Origin of the sequence: Aequorivita sp. 609 (assembly GCF_014212065.1) — a bacterium.
In the GTDB taxonomy this organism is placed as follows: domain Bacteria; phylum Bacteroidota; class Bacteroidia; order Flavobacteriales; family Flavobacteriaceae; genus Aequorivita; species Aequorivita sinensis.
On sequence record NZ_JACJVM010000214.1, the window covers coordinates 15,034 to 31,963 of the forward strand.

17 protein-coding genes are annotated in these 16,930 nt (G+C 36.8%); 8 read left to right on the forward strand and 9 right to left on the reverse strand.

The features are described 5' to 3' along the window. The first annotated feature begins 121 nt into the window (after positions 1–121). The gene (locus H4O20_RS14130; RefSeq protein WP_185099704.1) at positions 122–2,395 is read left to right on the forward strand and encodes a reprolysin-like metallopeptidase; all 2,274 of its coding nucleotides are present in this window, start codon (positions 122–124) and stop codon (positions 2,393–2,395) included. A gap of 97 nt (positions 2,396–2,492) precedes the next feature. Here the strand turns inward: H4O20_RS14130 and H4O20_RS14135 are convergent, their stop codons facing one another. From H4O20_RS14135 to H4O20_RS14145, 3 genes are all read right to left on the reverse strand, one after another. Then, the gene (locus tag H4O20_RS14135; RefSeq protein ID WP_139855932.1) at positions 2,493–3,032 is read right to left on the reverse strand and encodes a hypothetical protein; all 540 of its coding nucleotides are present in this window, start codon (positions 3,030–3,032) and stop codon (positions 2,493–2,495) included. 150 nt (positions 3,033–3,182) lie between these two features. Further along, positions 3,183–3,923, reverse strand: coding sequence for a hypothetical protein (locus tag H4O20_RS14140; RefSeq protein ID WP_139855931.1), 741 nt, complete (start codon positions 3,921–3,923; stop codon positions 3,183–3,185). A 6-nt stretch (positions 3,924–3,929) separates the two neighbouring features. After that, the gene (locus H4O20_RS14145) at positions 3,930–4,088 is read right to left on the reverse strand and encodes a YqaE/Pmp3 family membrane protein (RefSeq protein ID WP_139855930.1); all 159 of its coding nucleotides are present in this window, start codon (positions 4,086–4,088) and stop codon (positions 3,930–3,932) included. A gap of 217 nt (positions 4,089–4,305) precedes the next feature. Here H4O20_RS14145 and lysS point away from each other — a divergent pair, with 217 nt between their 5' ends. Both lysS and H4O20_RS14155 read left to right on the forward strand, forming a co-directional pair. After that, complete coding sequence (lysS, locus tag H4O20_RS14150) at positions 4,306–5,997, forward strand: lysine--tRNA ligase (RefSeq protein WP_185099705.1); 1,692 nt, start codon at positions 4,306–4,308, stop codon at positions 5,995–5,997. Positions 5,998–6,104: 107 nt separating this feature from the next. Continuing rightward, the gene (locus tag H4O20_RS14155) at positions 6,105–6,761 is read left to right on the forward strand and encodes a YitT family protein (RefSeq protein WP_185099706.1); all 657 of its coding nucleotides are present in this window, start codon (positions 6,105–6,107) and stop codon (positions 6,759–6,761) included. Positions 6,762–6,801: 40 nt separating this feature from the next. Here H4O20_RS14155 and der read toward each other — a convergent pair whose 3' ends face one another. Beyond that, the gene (gene der / locus H4O20_RS14160; RefSeq protein ID WP_139856008.1) at positions 6,802–8,109 is read right to left on the reverse strand and encodes a ribosome biogenesis GTPase Der; all 1,308 of its coding nucleotides are present in this window, start codon (positions 8,107–8,109) and stop codon (positions 6,802–6,804) included. 242 nt (positions 8,110–8,351) lie between these two features. Here der and H4O20_RS14165 point away from each other — a divergent pair, with 242 nt between their 5' ends. Next, positions 8,352–8,843 (forward strand): GTP-binding protein, encoded by a 492-nt coding sequence (locus tag H4O20_RS14165; protein WP_139855927.1) that lies wholly within the window; start codon positions 8,352–8,354, stop codon positions 8,841–8,843. 44 nt (positions 8,844–8,887) lie between these two features. Here H4O20_RS14165 and H4O20_RS14170 read toward each other — a convergent pair whose 3' ends face one another. Both H4O20_RS14170 and era read right to left on the reverse strand, forming a co-directional pair. Beyond that, on the reverse strand, positions 8,888–9,676 hold the full coding sequence (locus H4O20_RS14170) for a zinc-dependent peptidase (protein WP_185099707.1): 789 nt from the start codon (positions 9,674–9,676) through the stop codon (positions 8,888–8,890). Next, the gene (gene era / locus H4O20_RS14175; protein ID WP_185099708.1) at positions 9,676–10,563 is read right to left on the reverse strand and encodes a GTPase Era; all 888 of its coding nucleotides are present in this window, start codon (positions 10,561–10,563) and stop codon (positions 9,676–9,678) included. Before era ends, H4O20_RS14170 begins: the two co-directional genes overlap by 1 nt. Before the next feature lie 100 nt (positions 10,564–10,663). Here era and H4O20_RS14180 point away from each other — a divergent pair, with 100 nt between their 5' ends. The 4 genes from H4O20_RS14180 to H4O20_RS14195 all read left to right on the forward strand — a co-directional run bounded on the left by H4O20_RS14180 (position 10,664) and on the right by H4O20_RS14195 (position 13,697). After that, complete coding sequence (locus tag H4O20_RS14180) at positions 10,664–10,855, forward strand: DUF5522 domain-containing protein (RefSeq protein ID WP_185099751.1); 192 nt, start codon at positions 10,664–10,666, stop codon at positions 10,853–10,855. Positions 10,856–10,932: 77 nt separating this feature from the next. Next, a complete protein-coding gene (locus tag H4O20_RS14185) occupies positions 10,933–11,088 on the forward strand; it encodes a GxxExxY protein (RefSeq protein ID WP_185099709.1) in 156 nt (51 codons plus the stop codon). A 77-nt stretch (positions 11,089–11,165) separates the two neighbouring features. Next, a complete protein-coding gene (locus H4O20_RS14190; RefSeq protein ID WP_185099710.1) occupies positions 11,166–13,148 on the forward strand; it encodes a urocanate hydratase in 1,983 nt (660 codons plus the stop codon). A 12-nt stretch (positions 13,149–13,160) separates the two neighbouring features. Beyond that, complete coding sequence (locus H4O20_RS14195) at positions 13,161–13,697, forward strand: DUF4136 domain-containing protein (RefSeq protein WP_139855922.1); 537 nt, start codon at positions 13,161–13,163, stop codon at positions 13,695–13,697. A 63-nt stretch (positions 13,698–13,760) separates the two neighbouring features. Here H4O20_RS14195 and hemL read toward each other — a convergent pair whose 3' ends face one another. The 3 genes from hemL to H4O20_RS14210 form a co-directional block, all read right to left on the reverse strand. Continuing rightward, entirely contained in the window at positions 13,761–15,050 is a 1,290-nt protein-coding gene (gene hemL, locus H4O20_RS14200) for a glutamate-1-semialdehyde 2,1-aminomutase (RefSeq protein WP_185099752.1), read from the reverse strand. Positions 15,051–15,138: 88 nt separating this feature from the next. Further along, positions 15,139–15,966: a glucosaminidase domain-containing protein gene (locus tag H4O20_RS14205; protein WP_185099753.1), complete on the reverse strand. Its 828-nt coding sequence runs from the start codon at positions 15,964–15,966 to the stop codon at positions 15,139–15,141. 1 nt (position 15,967) lies between these two features. Continuing rightward, a complete protein-coding gene (locus tag H4O20_RS14210; protein WP_185099711.1) occupies positions 15,968–16,891 on the reverse strand; it encodes a 1-aminocyclopropane-1-carboxylate deaminase/D-cysteine desulfhydrase in 924 nt (307 codons plus the stop codon). Between the last annotated feature and the right edge of the window lie 39 nt (positions 16,892–16,930).

Sequence of the window (16,930 nt, forward strand, 5' to 3'; positions counted from 1 at the left end):
TTGAGCTGAATACCAATATTTATCTACTAAACTCAATACATAACCTCTTAAATTTTCCTTAAATCTATTAAAGGTTTCTTATATTTACAATTCTAAACATTCATAAAAATTATACCTAAAAATGAAAAAAAGTACTTTTAAACCACTACTGGTTTTAATCATTGCTTTATTTAGCTTTGGATTAAGTGCCCAGAACAATTCGTTGTGGACGAAAGCCCGCAACACAGACACAGAGTCTCTGCAGAAAGAATTTCGCAGAACTATGCCTGCAGAATACAGCCTATACAAATTAAATACTCCATCGCTAAGATCTGCATTAGCACAAGCTCCAGCTAGAAATACTGGAAATTCAAATGTAATTATAAAGCTTCCTTCAAATAACGGCGAACTTCAAAGTTTCCGCGTTTATGAAGCTTCAGTTATGTCTCCTGAATTACAAAACAGATACAGAAACATTCGTTCGTACACTGCAAAAGGTATCGACGACCCAACTGCTGTAGCGCGTTTTAGTGTTTCAGACTTAGGATTACACGGTATGATTTCTTCTGGTAATCATTCTACTGTTTACATCGATCCGTTTACACAAAACAAAGATTTTTACATTTCTTACAATCTTAACCAACTTCCTTCTAACCCAGAAAGTTTTGAGTGTTTAGTTGAAGAAGCTGTAGGACCAGAGCCAAATTATAATGAAAGAAATGCCAATGATGGTATGTTAAGAACTTTCAGACTAGCGGTTGCAACAACGGGTGAGTATTCTCAATTTCATTTAAATGACCAAGGAATACCTGCTTCAGCTACAGACGAAGTTAAAAAGGCCGCTGTTCTTGCTGCTATTAACGTAACAATGACACGTGTTAATGGTATTTACGAAAGAGATTTATCGCTTACAATGATTTTAGTACCAAACAATACTGACATTATTTACTTAGACGCTGCAAGTGATCCATTTACAAATAACAATGCAGGAATACTTATCAACCAAAGTCAGACTGTGATTGATGCTGAAATTGGTCCTACAAATTACGATATCGGACATACCTTTAGTACAGGTGCTGGTGGTTTAGCTCAGCTAAGATCTCCATGTACTCCTAACAAAGCTCGTGGTGTAACAGGTACAAACAGTCCAAAAGGGGATGCTTATGATGTTGACTATGTATCACACGAAATGGGTCACCAATATGGAGCTAACCATACTTTTAATAATTCTTGTAATGGTAACCGTAATAACAGTACAGCTGTAGAACCAGGTAGTGGATCTACAATTATGGCTTATGCTGGTATTTGTAACCCTAACGTACAGAGTAGAAGTGACGATTATTTCCATGCAAGAAGTATCCAAGAAATGTGGATAAATATTTCTTCTGGTGTTGGTCAATGTGGTGTACAAACACCAACAGGAAACCAACCTCCTGTGGCAGATGCAGGTCCTGGACGTACAATTCCAAAGTCTACTCCATTTATATTAATGGGCACGGCTTCAGATCCTGATGGCGATGCACTTACTCATACTTGGGAACAAATGAACACTGAAATTGCTCCTATGCCACCAAGAAATACTTCAATTGGCGGACCAGCATTTAGATCGGAAGAGCCTTCAGATTCACCTGATAGATTTATGCCAAGAATTAATTTTGTTCTTTCTGGTGACCTTGGTGGAAACAATCCTCCAACAGCAAACAGATGGGAAGCAGTTCCTGCTGTAGGTAGAAACATGAACTTTAGATATACTGTTAGAGATAACGCTGCCGGTGGTGGAGCTACAGCAAGTGACAATACTTTTGTTACTGTTGATGGAAATAGTGGACCATTTAAAGTAACTTCTCAGTCAGACCCTAATAACCCAATTAATTGGACTACACAAAGTACTGAAGTTATTACTTGGGATGTTGCAAATAGTGATGCGGCTCCAGTAAACTGCTCTAATGTTGATATTAAATTCTCAACTGATGGAGGTTTTACTTATCCAATTACTATTGCTCTTAATGTACCTAACACTGGAAGCGCAACTATTAACGTACCTAACGTAAACACAAACAATGGTAGAGTTATGGTTATGGCTTCTGATAATATTTTCTACTCTATTAACGATACTAAAATTATCGTAGAAGGAACTGTAGGCACTGAAGACTTCTCATTCGAGAACTTCTCAGTATACCCTAACCCATCTAGTGGAGTATTCAACTTAAGCTTTACTCCTGATTCTAGTGAAAACATAGAAGTATCGCTTTACGACTTAAGAGGTAGAATTATCAATCAGTTTATCTATGACGATGTTAATACTTCTGGAGTATTTAACAAGCAATTAGACTACAACTATATTGATAGTGGAATGTACTTCCTAGTAGTTAAAAACGGAAACAAAACTGCTACTAAGAAATTGATGAAAAATTAATTCTTAATCAAGCTTTTTAAACCATAAAAAATGGCCGTCTAAATATAGGCGGCCATTTTAATTTTATAGATATTCTGTATTAAAGTAAACGTAAGATTTAGTCGAATTTTATCATTTCAGAAATATGTCTCACTACCTGGGAGGTTTTATTTACATTAAAAATCAAATCAAATACAAGTCCTTCTTCGCTAACATCAACTAATAGTTTTCCATCTGTTACTGGGTAATATCCCGCCTCTCCTTTACAGAAACAATGTTTTCCATAATATAAGTTTACATCAGCTAAAGCCGCATTTTCCTTTTTAAGATTTGTAGCTGCCTGCGGAATTTCGAAGTGGATAGTTTCCGAATAATTTCCATCTACCGTTCCCTCTGGCCCCTCTCTAAAGTAAGTGTATTCAACCACCATCGCATCTCCTTCTATCATTTCAGGGTATAAGGAACCTGTGCCATCGTCCAGAATAGTTAACTTTTTATTCTTATATACTTCAATACCACAAGTACCATCGTCAGGACATCCAGAATTCTTATTTATAGTCTCTTCCATAGTATTTGTGTTAGTAATAACCGAATCGGTTTGTGTCGTTTTACAGGCGCCAACCATTAATAAAGGCAGCATGTATATTAGCAATTTCATAATTAAGTAATTTAAGGTTAGTGTTTGATTTATTGATTTTAAACCGTCTATACTTGAAATATACAAATACCAAACCAAATATTAAGCACAAAAGTGTTAAGGCTATATTTTACAGCTCCCGAAAAAATAGTTTGAAGAATTATTATGGGCTTACTTTTCCAGTTCTATTTCCAAGTCTAATAAATCTGGATTTTTAAAGTATTCTATAAAAGATTCCTTCAAAATCACTGTTTTTTGGTCTGCGGAAAAAGTTGCTTTAGGATTTGAAGCTTTTTTAATTTTTCTAGGGAAAGTGTAGTTCAACGTATACTTAGAACTACTTAAAAATGCTTCGGTATTTTTTAAGCTATCTACTTCTTTTTTATGACTTGCCTCATCTTTAATATAAGCGTCGCGCTTAAACACACCATTATTAAAGGTGTAAAGCACGCCAATACTCTCTTCTGAAGATTCTTTTTTCTTTCCTTCCGAAGAATTTGAATTTAAGTTTGGCGCCATATTACCCACCTGGCCTAAGCCCTCGTGAATATTATTTGCCTCACTTATATCTTTAAAATTTGTTGCAATATTATAAACCATTTCAGAGGCATCAGAATCTATTTTAATTCCGATGTTATAGTTTTCTAAGGCTTTTAATTTTTTTTGTTCAGAGGCTGAAAGCGTAGCGATACTATCTTTTTTCTCCTCCAAAAATTGCCTTATATGCACTATGGTATCAAGTTTCACAGGTACCGAATCTCCCATTGCTCCTGCACTAAAAGCCATCATCTCACTTAGATTAACTTCAACGCTTAAATTTCCAGAACCATCTTCGTTCATAACAAGTGTTTCTGAAAATTGACAACTCACAAATGAGATAGCTAACAGGCCTAGAATAATTAATTTTTTCACAAGTGTTTATTTATTAGGATTGTTTAATATAATTAAGGCAGCTATCACACCTGGAATCCAACCCAAAAGGGTTAGTATCAGAACTATTAAAACAGATCCACATCCTTTGTCTATAACGGATAGTGGTGGGAAAATAATTGCAAGTAAGACTCTCCAAAAACTCATAAAACAAATCTACGTTTTTTTTGAATAATGAAGTTTAATTTAATTCGAATTCATTTGCCCTAAAATTTATGGCAATCTCACCCAATACATTTCATTTTATTAGAAATAATCACAACGAATAAAACCTTCAAAATATCACTATTCATTTGACAATTCTCTTCTCTTATTTCACATTTCATTTCCCTATCTTTGCAAATTCATTTTTTACATAAAATATATGCAACTTTCTGAACTAGAAATCATCCGTAGAGACAAATTAAAGCAGCTGCGAGAAATGGGAATCAACCCTTACCCTGCAGAACTATACCCAGTTACCGAAACCTCTAAAAAGATAAAGGAAAACTTTGAAGAAGGTAAAAAGGTGGTTGTTGCTGGAAGACTTATGTCTAGACGAATTCAAGGAAAAGCATCCTTCGCCGAACTTCAAGACGCTGAAGGTCGTATTCAAGTGTATTTTAACAGAGATGAAATTTGTACAGGCGAAGACAAAACGCTTTACAATGACGTTTATAAAAAATTATTAGATATAGGGGACTTTATCGGGATTGAAGGCGAGCTTTTTAAAACTCAAGTTGGTGAAAAAACCATAATGGTAAAAGATTTCACTCTTTTAAGCAAGGCTTTAAAACCACTACCTCAACCTCGTATTGATGCCGATGGTAAAGTACACGATGCCTTTACCGATCCAGAGCAACGTTACCGCCAACGTTACGCCGACTTAGTTGTAAACCCACACGTGAAGGAAATTTTTATAAAACGCACTAAGCTCTTTAATGCTATGCGTGATTTCTTTAATGAGCGTGGCTATTTTGAAGTTGAAACTCCAATTTTACAACCTATACCAGGTGGTGCTGCTGCGAGACCTTTCGTAACGCATCACAATTCGCTTGACATTCCTTTGTATATGCGAATTGCAAACGAATTATACCTAAAAAGATTGATTGTAGGTGGTTTTGATGGAGTGTATGAATTCTCAAAAAACTTCAGAAATGAAGGGATGGACAGAACGCATAATCCAGAGTTTACTGCAATGGAAATTTACGTTTCCTACAAGGACTACAACTGGATGATGGACTTCTGTGAGCAATTGCTAGAGCACTGTGCTATGGAAGTTAATGGCACAACTGAAGCTACTTTCGGAGAACATAAAATCGACTTTAAAGCACCTTACCCAAGAGTTACAATGGCAGATGCTATTAAAAAATTCACAGGGTTTGACATTACTGGAAAAACTGAAGATGAAATTCGTCAGGCTGCAATAGACCTAGATGTACCAATAGATAACACTATGGGGAAAGGTAAATTAATCGATGAGATTTTTGGCGAAAAGTGTGAAGGTAACTTTATACAGCCAACCTTCATTACAGATTACCCTAAAGAAATGAGCCCGTTGTGTAAAGAACACCGCGATAATCCAGAACTAACTGAACGTTTTGAATTAATGGTTTGTGGGAAAGAAATTGCAAATGCCTATAGCGAGCTTAACGACCCTATTGACCAACGCGAACGTTTTGAAGCCCAATTAAAACTTGCGGATAGAGGTGACGATGAAGCAACAGCATTTATAGACTTCGACTTCTTAAGAGCTCTTGAATACGGAATGCCTCCTACAAGTGGAATGGGAATTGGTATGGACCGACTGATTATGTTTTTAACAAATAACGCTTCAATTCAAGAAGTTCTTTTCTTCCCGCAAATGCGTCCGGAAAAAAAGAAAGTTGAAATGAGCGAAGATGAAAAAGCCGTTTTCAATCTTTTAAAAGCTAATTCTCCAATTGACCTAGAAGAACTGAAAACACAAAGTGGTTTAAGCAATAAGAAATGGGACAAAGCCATTAAAGGTCTTACAAAAAGTAAGATTGTTAAAGTTGAAAAAACAGACGCAGGTTTAACTGTTTCTTTACTATAAGTTGAAAATTTGAAATTTTATAAAAGGGAGGCTCCATTTTGGATGCATCCCTTTTTTATTTCAGCAATTTAAACTACAAGTCTACACTTTTCTATTAGTAATTCAATATGCAAGAACAATCTAAAGCTAGTCCCCTACAAAACATCATCCGCTATGTATTTTACTTTAGCGGCTTAGTATGTTTTGGTCTTGGTGCTGCTTTTTCAATTAAAGTTCAGTACCTAGGTTTGCACCCCTGGGATGTGTTGAACGTAGCCCTTTACAATCAACTTGGACTAACTATTGGAACTTGGAGTATTATTGTAGGTTTAGCTTTAATTGGGGTATCACTAGTAGTCAGTAAGAAATACGTAAATATCGGTACATTTTTAAATGCCTTGCTAATTGGCCCCATAATGGATTTCTTTTTATGGCTAGATATTTTACCTAAAGCAAGTAACACTTGGACAGATTACTTAATTCTATTAGTAGGGATTGTACTTATAGGAATAGGAGGCGGTTTATATGTTTCTGGCGGAGTAGGCGCAGGACCGCGCGACGGCTTCATGCTATCAATATCTGAACGCTTGCGATGGTCTATTAGCAAAGCTAGAATCTTGGTAGAAAGTATTGTACTAGTTATAGGGTATTTCTTAGGAGGACCTGTTTTTTGGGTGACTTTTATCTACACCTTCCTATTAAGCCCTATTTTTCAATTTTCTCTTAAGTTCTTCAGTAGTTTGCGATTAAAGCTAGATAAAAAAATAAAGGTTCACTCTACTTGAGCAAACCTTTATTTGTAATTGATTTCTATTAAAAAAAATATTATTTCTTTCTGAAGTAAATAGTAATTGGCACTCCATTAAAATCGAAGTTTTCTCGAAGTTTATTTTCTATAAAGCGCTTGTATGGATCTTTTACATACTGAGGCAGATTACAGAAGAAAACAAAACTAGGATATGGAGTAGGCAATTGCATACAGAACTTAATTTTTACATATTTTGCTTTGTATGCTGGTGGCGGATAATTCTGAATTATCGGTAGCATCACCTCGTTTAGCTCGCTAGTTTTAATTTTTTTGCTTCGGTTATTGTAAACCTCAACAGCTGTTTCAATAGCCTTGTAAATTCGTTGTTTCGTAAGTACTGAAATAAATACAATCGGCACATCTACAAAAGGTTCTATTTGCTGACGGATATACTTTTCGTAATCCTTAACACTACTTGTGTCTTTATCTTCAACTAAATCCCATTTGTTAGCAAGAATCACAATTCCTTTATTGTTTCGCTGTGCCAACCAAAAAATATTTTCAACTTGGCCGTCAAACCCTCTTGTGGCATCAAATACAAGAATAATGACATCGCAATGCTCGATAGCACGAACACTTCGCATTACAGAATAAAACTCTAAGTCTTCTTTTACCTTGCTCTTCTTACGAATTCCCGCAGTGTCGACTAAGTTAAATTCAAATCCAAAACGGTTGTATTTTGTATCTATACTATCACGGGTAGTACCTGCAATATCTGTTACGATATATCTATCTTCCCCAATAAGGGCATTAATAAACGATGATTTCCCGGCATTCGGGCGACCAACAACAGCAAATCGCGGTAACTCACTATCATCTGGTTCATCAGTATCAGGTAATGCCTTTACAAGATCATCCAAAAGATCTCCTGTACCACTTCCATTTATACTAGATAGATTGTATTGATATTCAAATCCTAAGGAATAAAACTCTAATGCGGCATTCACACGTGAAGCACCGTCAACTTTATTAATAGCTAGAAAAATAGGTTTTTTTGATCGTCTAAGCAGCTTTGCAACTTCTTGATCCATACCTGTAACGCCACTTTCTACATCTACCATAAAGATAATTGCATCGGCTTCATCTATAGCTAATTCTACTTGTTTATCAATTTCAGCTTCAAAAATATCATCGCTCCCTTTTACATAACCACCAGTGTCTATTAGCGAAAACTCTTTTCCATTCCAATCGCTCTTTCCATAATGACGGTCGCGAGTAACACCGCTCACAGCATCAACTATAGCCTCTCTACGCTGAATTAATCTGTTAAAAAAAGTGGATTTCCCAACATTTGGTCTCCCCACTATGGCAACAATGCTCATAATCTTAAATTTAGGGTGCAAAAATAGGTTTTAGTTCGCACAAAAAATACTATTTTAACCGCTTATAAAAAAATAGTTACTATTTGATATTTTAATATCATTTAAAACTGTAACACTTAAGACGAAGGATAAAAGGGTTTTATAACTTAAAAAACGCCTCGAAAATCAGATAACCTTCAGGTTTAAAACAAGGTTTATAGAATACTGAATCTTCTATTTAATTATTAAAAGTACAAGAGTGAATTATGCTTCCGAATGAAATAGTTTTAAGACCGCGATTTAAAATCGAGTTAGAACAACCACACTCACAAATACTTGGCAAATTCTCTGAAGCAAAAAACGCACAAGAGAGATTTCATATATCTTGTATAGACGATCATATCTTCATAAAACTTCCAAAAAACAAGCAGGATTTTTGGTCTCCACAACTTCATTTAGAAATTTCTGAATCCGAAAACACTAGTACCCTTCACGGTTTCTTTGGACCAAATCCAACGGTATGGACTATGTTTATGTTTTTTCACGTGGTAGTAGCGATATTGTTTATGGTAGATTTAATTTGGCTTTATTCCAACCATAATTTAGGAAACCCTATAGCGCTTCAAATCGGGATAGCAGTAGCATTAATAATTATCTGGTTCTTGCTCTATTTAGCTGGAAGTATAGGAAAGAAAAAAGGAAAACCGGGAATGCGAGAACTGTATGATTTTATGAATGAAGTTTTAAATTCTAATTAGCAGACGACTATTCCTTTCCAATAAAGTAGAAACATTTTTAAGTTTCACTTTTTAGAATTCTTCTTCGCTGGATTTTGCTGAAAACATTTTTCTAGCATTTCATATAGTTCAGGATGTTTTCTTTTAAAAAGCGCTGGCCGCTCAAAAAAATATTCTGAAGCTACTGCTAAGAATTCAATCTCACTAGTTCCGCCATACGCCCGAATATCAGATTGATTATTATTTATGGCTTCCATTTCCTCGTGCATTAATTTCAACCAAGGAGTAATATATTGTCGTTGTAGTAGTCGCTCAGGCACACCATCTGCTTCCCCATCCATTTTATCGATAAGGTGAACAAATTCATGAACCGATGTATTTCCTTTATCGGTTTCATTCTTAAAACCGTGATGCAGTGCTTTTTTAGAAAGAATCATTTGTTTTTCAAATCTTCCCGAACCAACAAGACCGGCGATAACACGCTTTTCACCATTCGTTTCAAACACAAGCTCGTCGTTGAAATTATCTGGGTAAAGAATAATTCCGCTTAAATTGTTATAATGCCATTCTTTAAAACCAAAAACAGGAATTACAGAACTTGCGGCAATTAGCACTTTATCCAATTCCTCTAAATCTGTATTAACGGCTTCAATATAAACTTCGCTTAAAAAAAGCATCATTCGCTCGCGAAACCTTTTTTGTTCAGATTCAGAAAGATTTCTGTAAAAAAGTACATTCTCCTTCAAAAGCGGTTTCCATTCCTCAGGAAATGGTTTAACTGGACGTTTTTTGTTTTGTGTAAAAGCATAAACCGCAAACGCCACTAATGCAATAAAGAGAATTACATAAATCATTACTTGTTATTATACCCAAAACGACGTAATTGTCTCTCGTCGCTACGCCAATTTTTATTCACTTTCACATATAATTCAAGGTGAATTTGTTTTCCGAAGAATTCCTCTAAATCCTTTCTTGCTTCTATCCCTACTCGTTTTAAGGCCGAACCTTTATGACCAATAATAATCCCTTTTTGGGTATCGCGTTCAACCATAATCACACTGCGAATTCGGATTATGTTGTCGTCTTCAAAAAACTCTTCTGTATCAATTTCTACAGAATATGGAATTTCTTTTTTATAGTGAATCAATATTTTCTCGCGAATAGCTTCGTTTACGAAAAAGCGTTCAGGCTTATCCGTTAGCTGATCTTTTGGATAGAAAGCTGGCGATTCAGGTAATAATTCGATGATTCGATTAAATACTTCAGGAACTCCAAAATTCTGAAGTGCTGAAATAGCAAAAATCTCGGCATTTGGTACTTTTTCTTGCCAAAGCTGAAGGGCTTCAGTAAGCAGCTCTTCATTCCCTTGGTCGATTTTATTTATAAGAAGTAATACGGGAATCTTGGCGTTTTTAATTTTATTAAAGAAAGCTTCATCTTTAAGCTCCTTTTCACCTAATTCTACCAAATACAATAATACGTCGGCATCCTCAAAAGCAGATTTCACAAAATCCATCATACTTTCCTGCAACTGATAAGCAGGTTTTATAATTCCTGGGGTGTCGCTCAATAACACTTGAAAATCATCCCCATTTACAATCCCTAAAATACGGTGACGGGTGGTTTGCGCTTTAGAAGTAATAATTGAAAGTCGCTCGCCCACAAAAGCGTTCATTAATGTACTTTTGCCCACGTTAGGGTTTCCTATTATATTTACGAATCCGGCTTTATGTTTTGTCATTACTTTAGTATTAGTCTTGCAAATTTAAAGCTTAATTATTGAATGGATGGATTCCAATTCATTTTTAAAAATTCATCATCGAAATCCGTACTTTTGTAATATGTTATTTCCAAAGAAAAAAATAGAACTAGAAGAAGGTGATTACTACCTTACTCCTGAAGGATATAAATGTTTTACCGAACAATACCATTTAAAACGTGGGTATTGCTGCCAAAGTGGATGTCGCCATTGTCCGTATGGGTTTGATCCTTCCACTTCGCGGATAGGTAAGAAAAATGTAAAGCGTCAATAAAAACTTTGCATACTCTATACTATCGCGTGAAACCTCGCACCGCAGAGTCGCAGAGGACGCGAAGAAAAATATACAACATGACTGAAAACGAGATTTCTTCAAAAATGATCGGTGCCTGTATAGAAGATCATAAACAACTCGGACCTGGACTTCTTGAGAGTACATATGAAATCTGTTTAGCTCATGAATTAAAATTAATTGATGGACTTAAAAGAATAGCAAATAACTTATAACTCTGCGAGCTTTGCGCCTTTGCGGTTAACATTTTCGATGTAAAGCTACAGACGTTTCACAGAAAACATATTAAATAATGAACTTTAAAGAACAAATACAACAAGGAATTCCTTCTGTTTTACCGGAAAAGAAGGCCTACGACCCGTCTATTAATCACGCGCCAAAGCGAAAAGAAATTCTAACTGACGAAGAAAAGGAATTAGCTTTACGCAATGCGCTTCGTTATTTTGAACCGAAACACCACGCTACCCTCCTACCTGAGTTTCGTGAGGAATTAGAAAAGTACGGACGTATCTATATGTATCGTTTCCGTCCAGATTATAAAATGTACGCACGCCCTATCGAGGAATATCCAGGAAAGAGTGAGCAGGCAAAAGCTATTATGCTAATGATTCAAAACAACTTGGACTATGCTGTAGCGCAACACCCACACGAACTTATTACCTACGGAGGAAACGGTGCTGTTTTCCAAAACTGGGCGCAGTATTTATTAACGATGAAATACCTATCGGAAATGACCGATGAGCAGACATTAGCTGTTTATTCTGGACATCCTATGGGACTTTTCCCTTCGCACAAAGACGCTCCAAGAGTTGTCGTTACCAACGGAATGATGATTCCTAATTACTCAAAGCCGGACGACTGGGAGAAGTTCAACGCGCTTGGGGTTACCCAATACGGACAGATGACGGCGGGAAGCTATATGTACATTGGCCCACAAGGAATTGTACACGGAACTACAATTACGGTTCTTAATGGGTTTAGAAAAATTAAAAAGGCAACTCAAGGCGGATTATTTGTAACTTCAGGTCTAGGAGGAATGAGCGGTGCTCAACCAAAAGCTGGGAATATTGCAGGATGCGTTACCGTTTGCGCTGAAATAAATAAAAAAGCCACAGAAACCAGACATTCTCAAGGTTGGGTAGATGAGATTATTTCAGATTTAGACGAACTTTCAAAACGTGTAAAAGAAGCTACTGCTAATAAAGAAACAGTTTCTATTGCCTTCGACGGAAACGTGGTGGAAGTTTGGGAAAAGTTTGCAGAAGAAAATATTAAAATTGATTTAGGAAGTGATCAAACCTCACTTCACAATCCGTGGGCAGGAGGTTATTACCCTGTTGGATTGACATACGAGGAAGCCAACGATGTGATGGCTAACAACCCTGAGCAATTCAAAAAGGAAGTTCAGAGAAGTTTACGCCGCCAAGTTGCAGCTATTAACAAACACACTGAAAAAGGAACGTACTTCTTCGATTACGGAAATGCATTTTTGCTAGAAGCTTCGCGTGCCGGTGCCGATGTGCTTTCTGATGAAAAAGGTAAAGAATTTAGATACCCTTCATACGTACAAGATATTATGGGACCAATGTGTTTCGACTTTGGTTTCGGACCTTTCCGTTGGGTTTGTGCTTCAGGAAAAGCAGAAGATTTACAAAAAACCGATGAAATTGCCTGTGAAGTTCTTGAGGAATTGATGAAAAATTCCCCAAAAGAAATCCAACAGCAAATGCAAGATAACATCACATGGATTAAAGGAGCTCAGCAAAACAAACTTGTTGTTGGCTCTCAAGCCCGTATCCTTTACGCCGATGCCGATGGAAGAATCCAAATAGCTTCAGCATTTAACAAAGCTATTTCTGAAGGAAAAATCGGACCTGTTGTTTTAGGTCGCGACCATCACGATGTATCCGGAACCGATTCTCCTTACCGTGAAACCTCTAATATTTACGACGGAAGCAGGTTTACTGCAGATATGGCTATTCAAAATGTTATTGGCGATAGTTTTAGAGGTGCTACTTGGGTAAGCATACACAACGGCGGTGGCGTTGGCTGGGGTGAAGTTATAAACGGAGGTTTCGGAATGGTTCTTGATGGTACTAATGACGCACAACGACGACTTGAAAACATGCTTTTCTGGGATGTAAACAACGGAATATCAAGACGTAGCTGGGCAAGAAATGACGAAGCGGTTTTCGCAATTAAACGCGCAATGGACAACAATCCAAACCTAAAAGTTACGCTTCCAAATTTCGTTGACGATAGTTTATTCACCTAAAAAATAAAATCTATGAAAGCACTTAAATTTTTACCGCTGTTGCTGCTTTTCGTTTTCACTTCCTGCTCCACCGTTCGTGTAGCAACTGATTACGATAAAGAAGCAAATTTTAATCAATACCGTTCTTTTGCCTTTTTTAAGCCTGGAATAGACAAGGCTAAAATAAGCGACTTAGACAAAAAACGAATCCTTCGTGCTATTGATGCAAACCTAAGTGCAAAAGGAATGTCGAAATCTGAAACTCCAGACTTACTTGTAAGTATTTTTACTAAAGAACGCGAGCGTGTTGATGTTTACAACAACAACTTTGGCTACGGTTGGGGATGGAGCCCGTGGTACTACGGAACATACTATGGAGGAAGTAGCGTTTCACGCACTACCGAAGGCACACTTTTTATAGATTTAATAGATGCAAAAACTAACAATCTGGTTTGGCAAGGAATGGGAAATGCAGATTTGGTGACTAGCAATATGGAAAAGAAAGAAGAAAGAATTCGCGAGATTGTAGCTAAAATTTTAGCTGAATATCCTCCTGGATTGAAGAAATAACCCAACAAAAAAAGGCTTTTACCGAAATGTAAAAGCCTTTTTTTATTCTTGTAAGTATTTCTGTTACGAAAGACTTTTAGCAACCTTGCGACAAGCTTCAATGGTGAAATCTAAATCTTCATACGTTAAAGCATCAGAGATAAACCAGGTTTCAAAAGCACTCGGTGCAATGTAAACACCTTCGTTTAGCATTCCGTGGAAAAACTTTTTGAAGTTATCATTACTCGCAGCAGCGGCAGAATCAAAATTTGTTACTGGCGTTTCAGAGAAATGAATTGAAATCATCGAACCAAGACGATTAATTGTGTGTTTTACATTTTCAGAGGTTAAGGCTTCACTTAATCCTTTATGTAAGTATGCTGTCTTTTCGTTTATAGAATTGTAAATATTGCGATTAGCATCTAATTCTTTAAGCATTGCAAGTCCTGCAGCCATAGCCAATGGATTTCCACTTAACGTTCCCGCTTGATAAACAGGACCAATTGGCGCTAAATAATCCATAATTTCTGCTCTCGCAGCAAAAGCCCCTACAGGCAGTCCACCACCGATAACCTTACCAAAGGTTACAATGTCTGCATCAATACCAAAAAGCTCTTGTGCGCCTCCAGGTGCAAGCCTAAAGCCCGTCATCACCTCATCAAAGATGAGTAAGATGTTATTATCATCACAAAGCTTTCTCAACCCTTGTAAGAAACCATCTGCAGGTGGAATACACCCCATATTTCCAGCAACAGGCTCAAGAATGATACAAGCTATTTCGCCTTGATTTGCAGCAATAGTTTCAGCTACATTATCTAAGTCGTTGTAAGTAGCAAGAAGAGTGTCTTTCGCAGTTCCTTCGGTTACACCAGGGCTGTTAGGCTCTCCAAATGTAATCGCTCCACTTCCAGCTTGAATTAAGAATGAATCACTATGACCGTGGTAACAGCCAGCGAACTTGATAATTTTATCTTTTCCTGTAAATCCACGTGCCAATCTAACAGCACTCATACACGCTTCAGTTCCACTATTTACAAAACGAATTTTATCAACATTAGGAACCATAGATACGGCTAGTTTAGCAATATCGGTTTCAATTTCAGTTGGCATACCGAAAGATGTTCCGCTTTTAGTTTTGTCGATTACCGCATCCACTACAGGTTTGTGAGCGTGCCCTAAAATCATTGGTCCCCACGAATTAATGTAATCTACCAGCTTATTGCCATCTTCATCATATATATAAGCTCCTTCTGCCTTTTTTGCAAAAATCGGCGTTCCTCCCACCGATTTAAAAGCTCTTACTGGAGAATTCACTCCTCCTGGAATTACTTTTTGTGCTTCTACAAACAAAGCACTACTTCTTTGATAAATCATACTCATAACAAAATTCTTTATTTCTATATCACGCCTAACGCTACACCACATCAATAAAAAGTGCAGATAGGTATATTTTAATGCATTATTATTTTGTTGAACCCAAGTATAAAACCTGGCCTACAGAAATGGTGTTATCTTTTAACCCATTGTATCTCTTAATAGCCTCCACAGTTACGTTGAAGCGTTGCGATATATTATACAAGGTATCGCCTGGCTTTACATAATACGTAGCGATTTCGATATCGTTGGAAGTAGGTTCCGATACTTTTCCGCCTAAAACCTCTTTGTCGAATCTATCTAAACGATATCTTTCAATAATACTAATAAGTTTTTCTGGGTATTTAGGGTCTGTAGCATAACCCGCTCTACGTAGTCCTCTCGCCCAACCTTTATAATCGTCTATACGAAGACTAAACAAATCTTGGTAACGGCTGCGTTGCGTCAAAAACAGGGAATGGTCGCGGTACGAATACTTTGGATGTGTATATTTTCGGAAACACTCTTGCTTTTCATCATCGTCGTGATACGCTCTTTCGCCTTCCCAACCTGTATGGCATTTTATTCCAAAGTGGTTGTTTGCTTTTTGGGTAAGTTCGCCCGCACCAGCACCACTTTCTAAAATCCCTTGCGCCAAAGTTATACTTGCAGGGATCTTGTAGTTTACCATATTGTCCTTTGCAATATCGCGATACTGATTTATATAAAATTCAACGCGCTCATTATACGAAAGGTTTTTAGGTATAATAACTACTTCCGGCTCTTCTGCTTTTGTCCCTTTTTCGTCGGGTTGTTGCACTTTTACAACACGCTCTGTTTTGGGCTTTTTTGTATAGCGAGTAGCTGTTTTTTTGGATTTACAACTCCCGAAAAATATTACACTAATTAGTGAAAGGGCGATAAGTCTAGCAATCATTTTATTCAATTGTAGGAAGGTTTTTCTTTTTCAACTTTTTATTAAGACCAGCAATGCCTTGAAGGCCTCCAGTATGCACGGCAAAAATACAGCTATTTTCTTTGAAATACTCATTTTTAAGCAGCTCAAAAATACCGTACATCATCTTGCCAGTATAGACAGGATCTAACGGAATTGCCGTTTTTTCCTTAAACTCATTTATGAAACGTATTAATTTAGGATCTATTTTAGCATAACCCCCAAAACAATACGCATCGGTAATAGTATAATTAGTTTTAGCAGTGTATTTTTTAATTTCAGAAGTCTGAAAATTTCCTTTTAAAGCTGAAAATCCGAGTACATTTTGATGCTCTTCTGAAGCATTTATTAGGCCAGCTATTGTTCCTCCTGTGCCAACTGCAACACAAATGGTATCGAATCGTTTAGTGTGTTCGTCTAAGATTTCTTCACAGCCTTTTACAGCTAAATGATTACTACCCCCTTCAGGAATGATATAACATTTGCCTGTATTTTTTATTAATGAATCAAGAAAGGACTGACTGTCTTTATTTCGATACGCTTCACGTGAAATAAAAAGAAACTTCATGCCACATTCTTTAGCAAAGCTAAGCGTTGGGTTTTCAGAGATTTTACTTTCGAGTTCTTCCCCTCGAATTACTCCGATGGTTTTAAATCCCATTTCCTTTCCTGCTGCTGCCACTGCTGCTATATGGTTTGAATATGCTCCCCCAAAAGTGAGTAGCGTTTCGTGATTTTCTTCTTTAGCACGCAGTAGGTTGTATTTCAGTTTTCTGAATTTATTTCCTGAAACGAATGGGTGCAATAAATCTTCGCGCTTTACAAAAAGCGAATATCCATTAATGCCAAACAGACTGAGATCAACTTCTTGAATCGGGCTCGTAATATGTGTGGTTTTTAATGGCATTTGGCAAAGGTAAGAGTATATTTTAAGTACTTAAAAGCA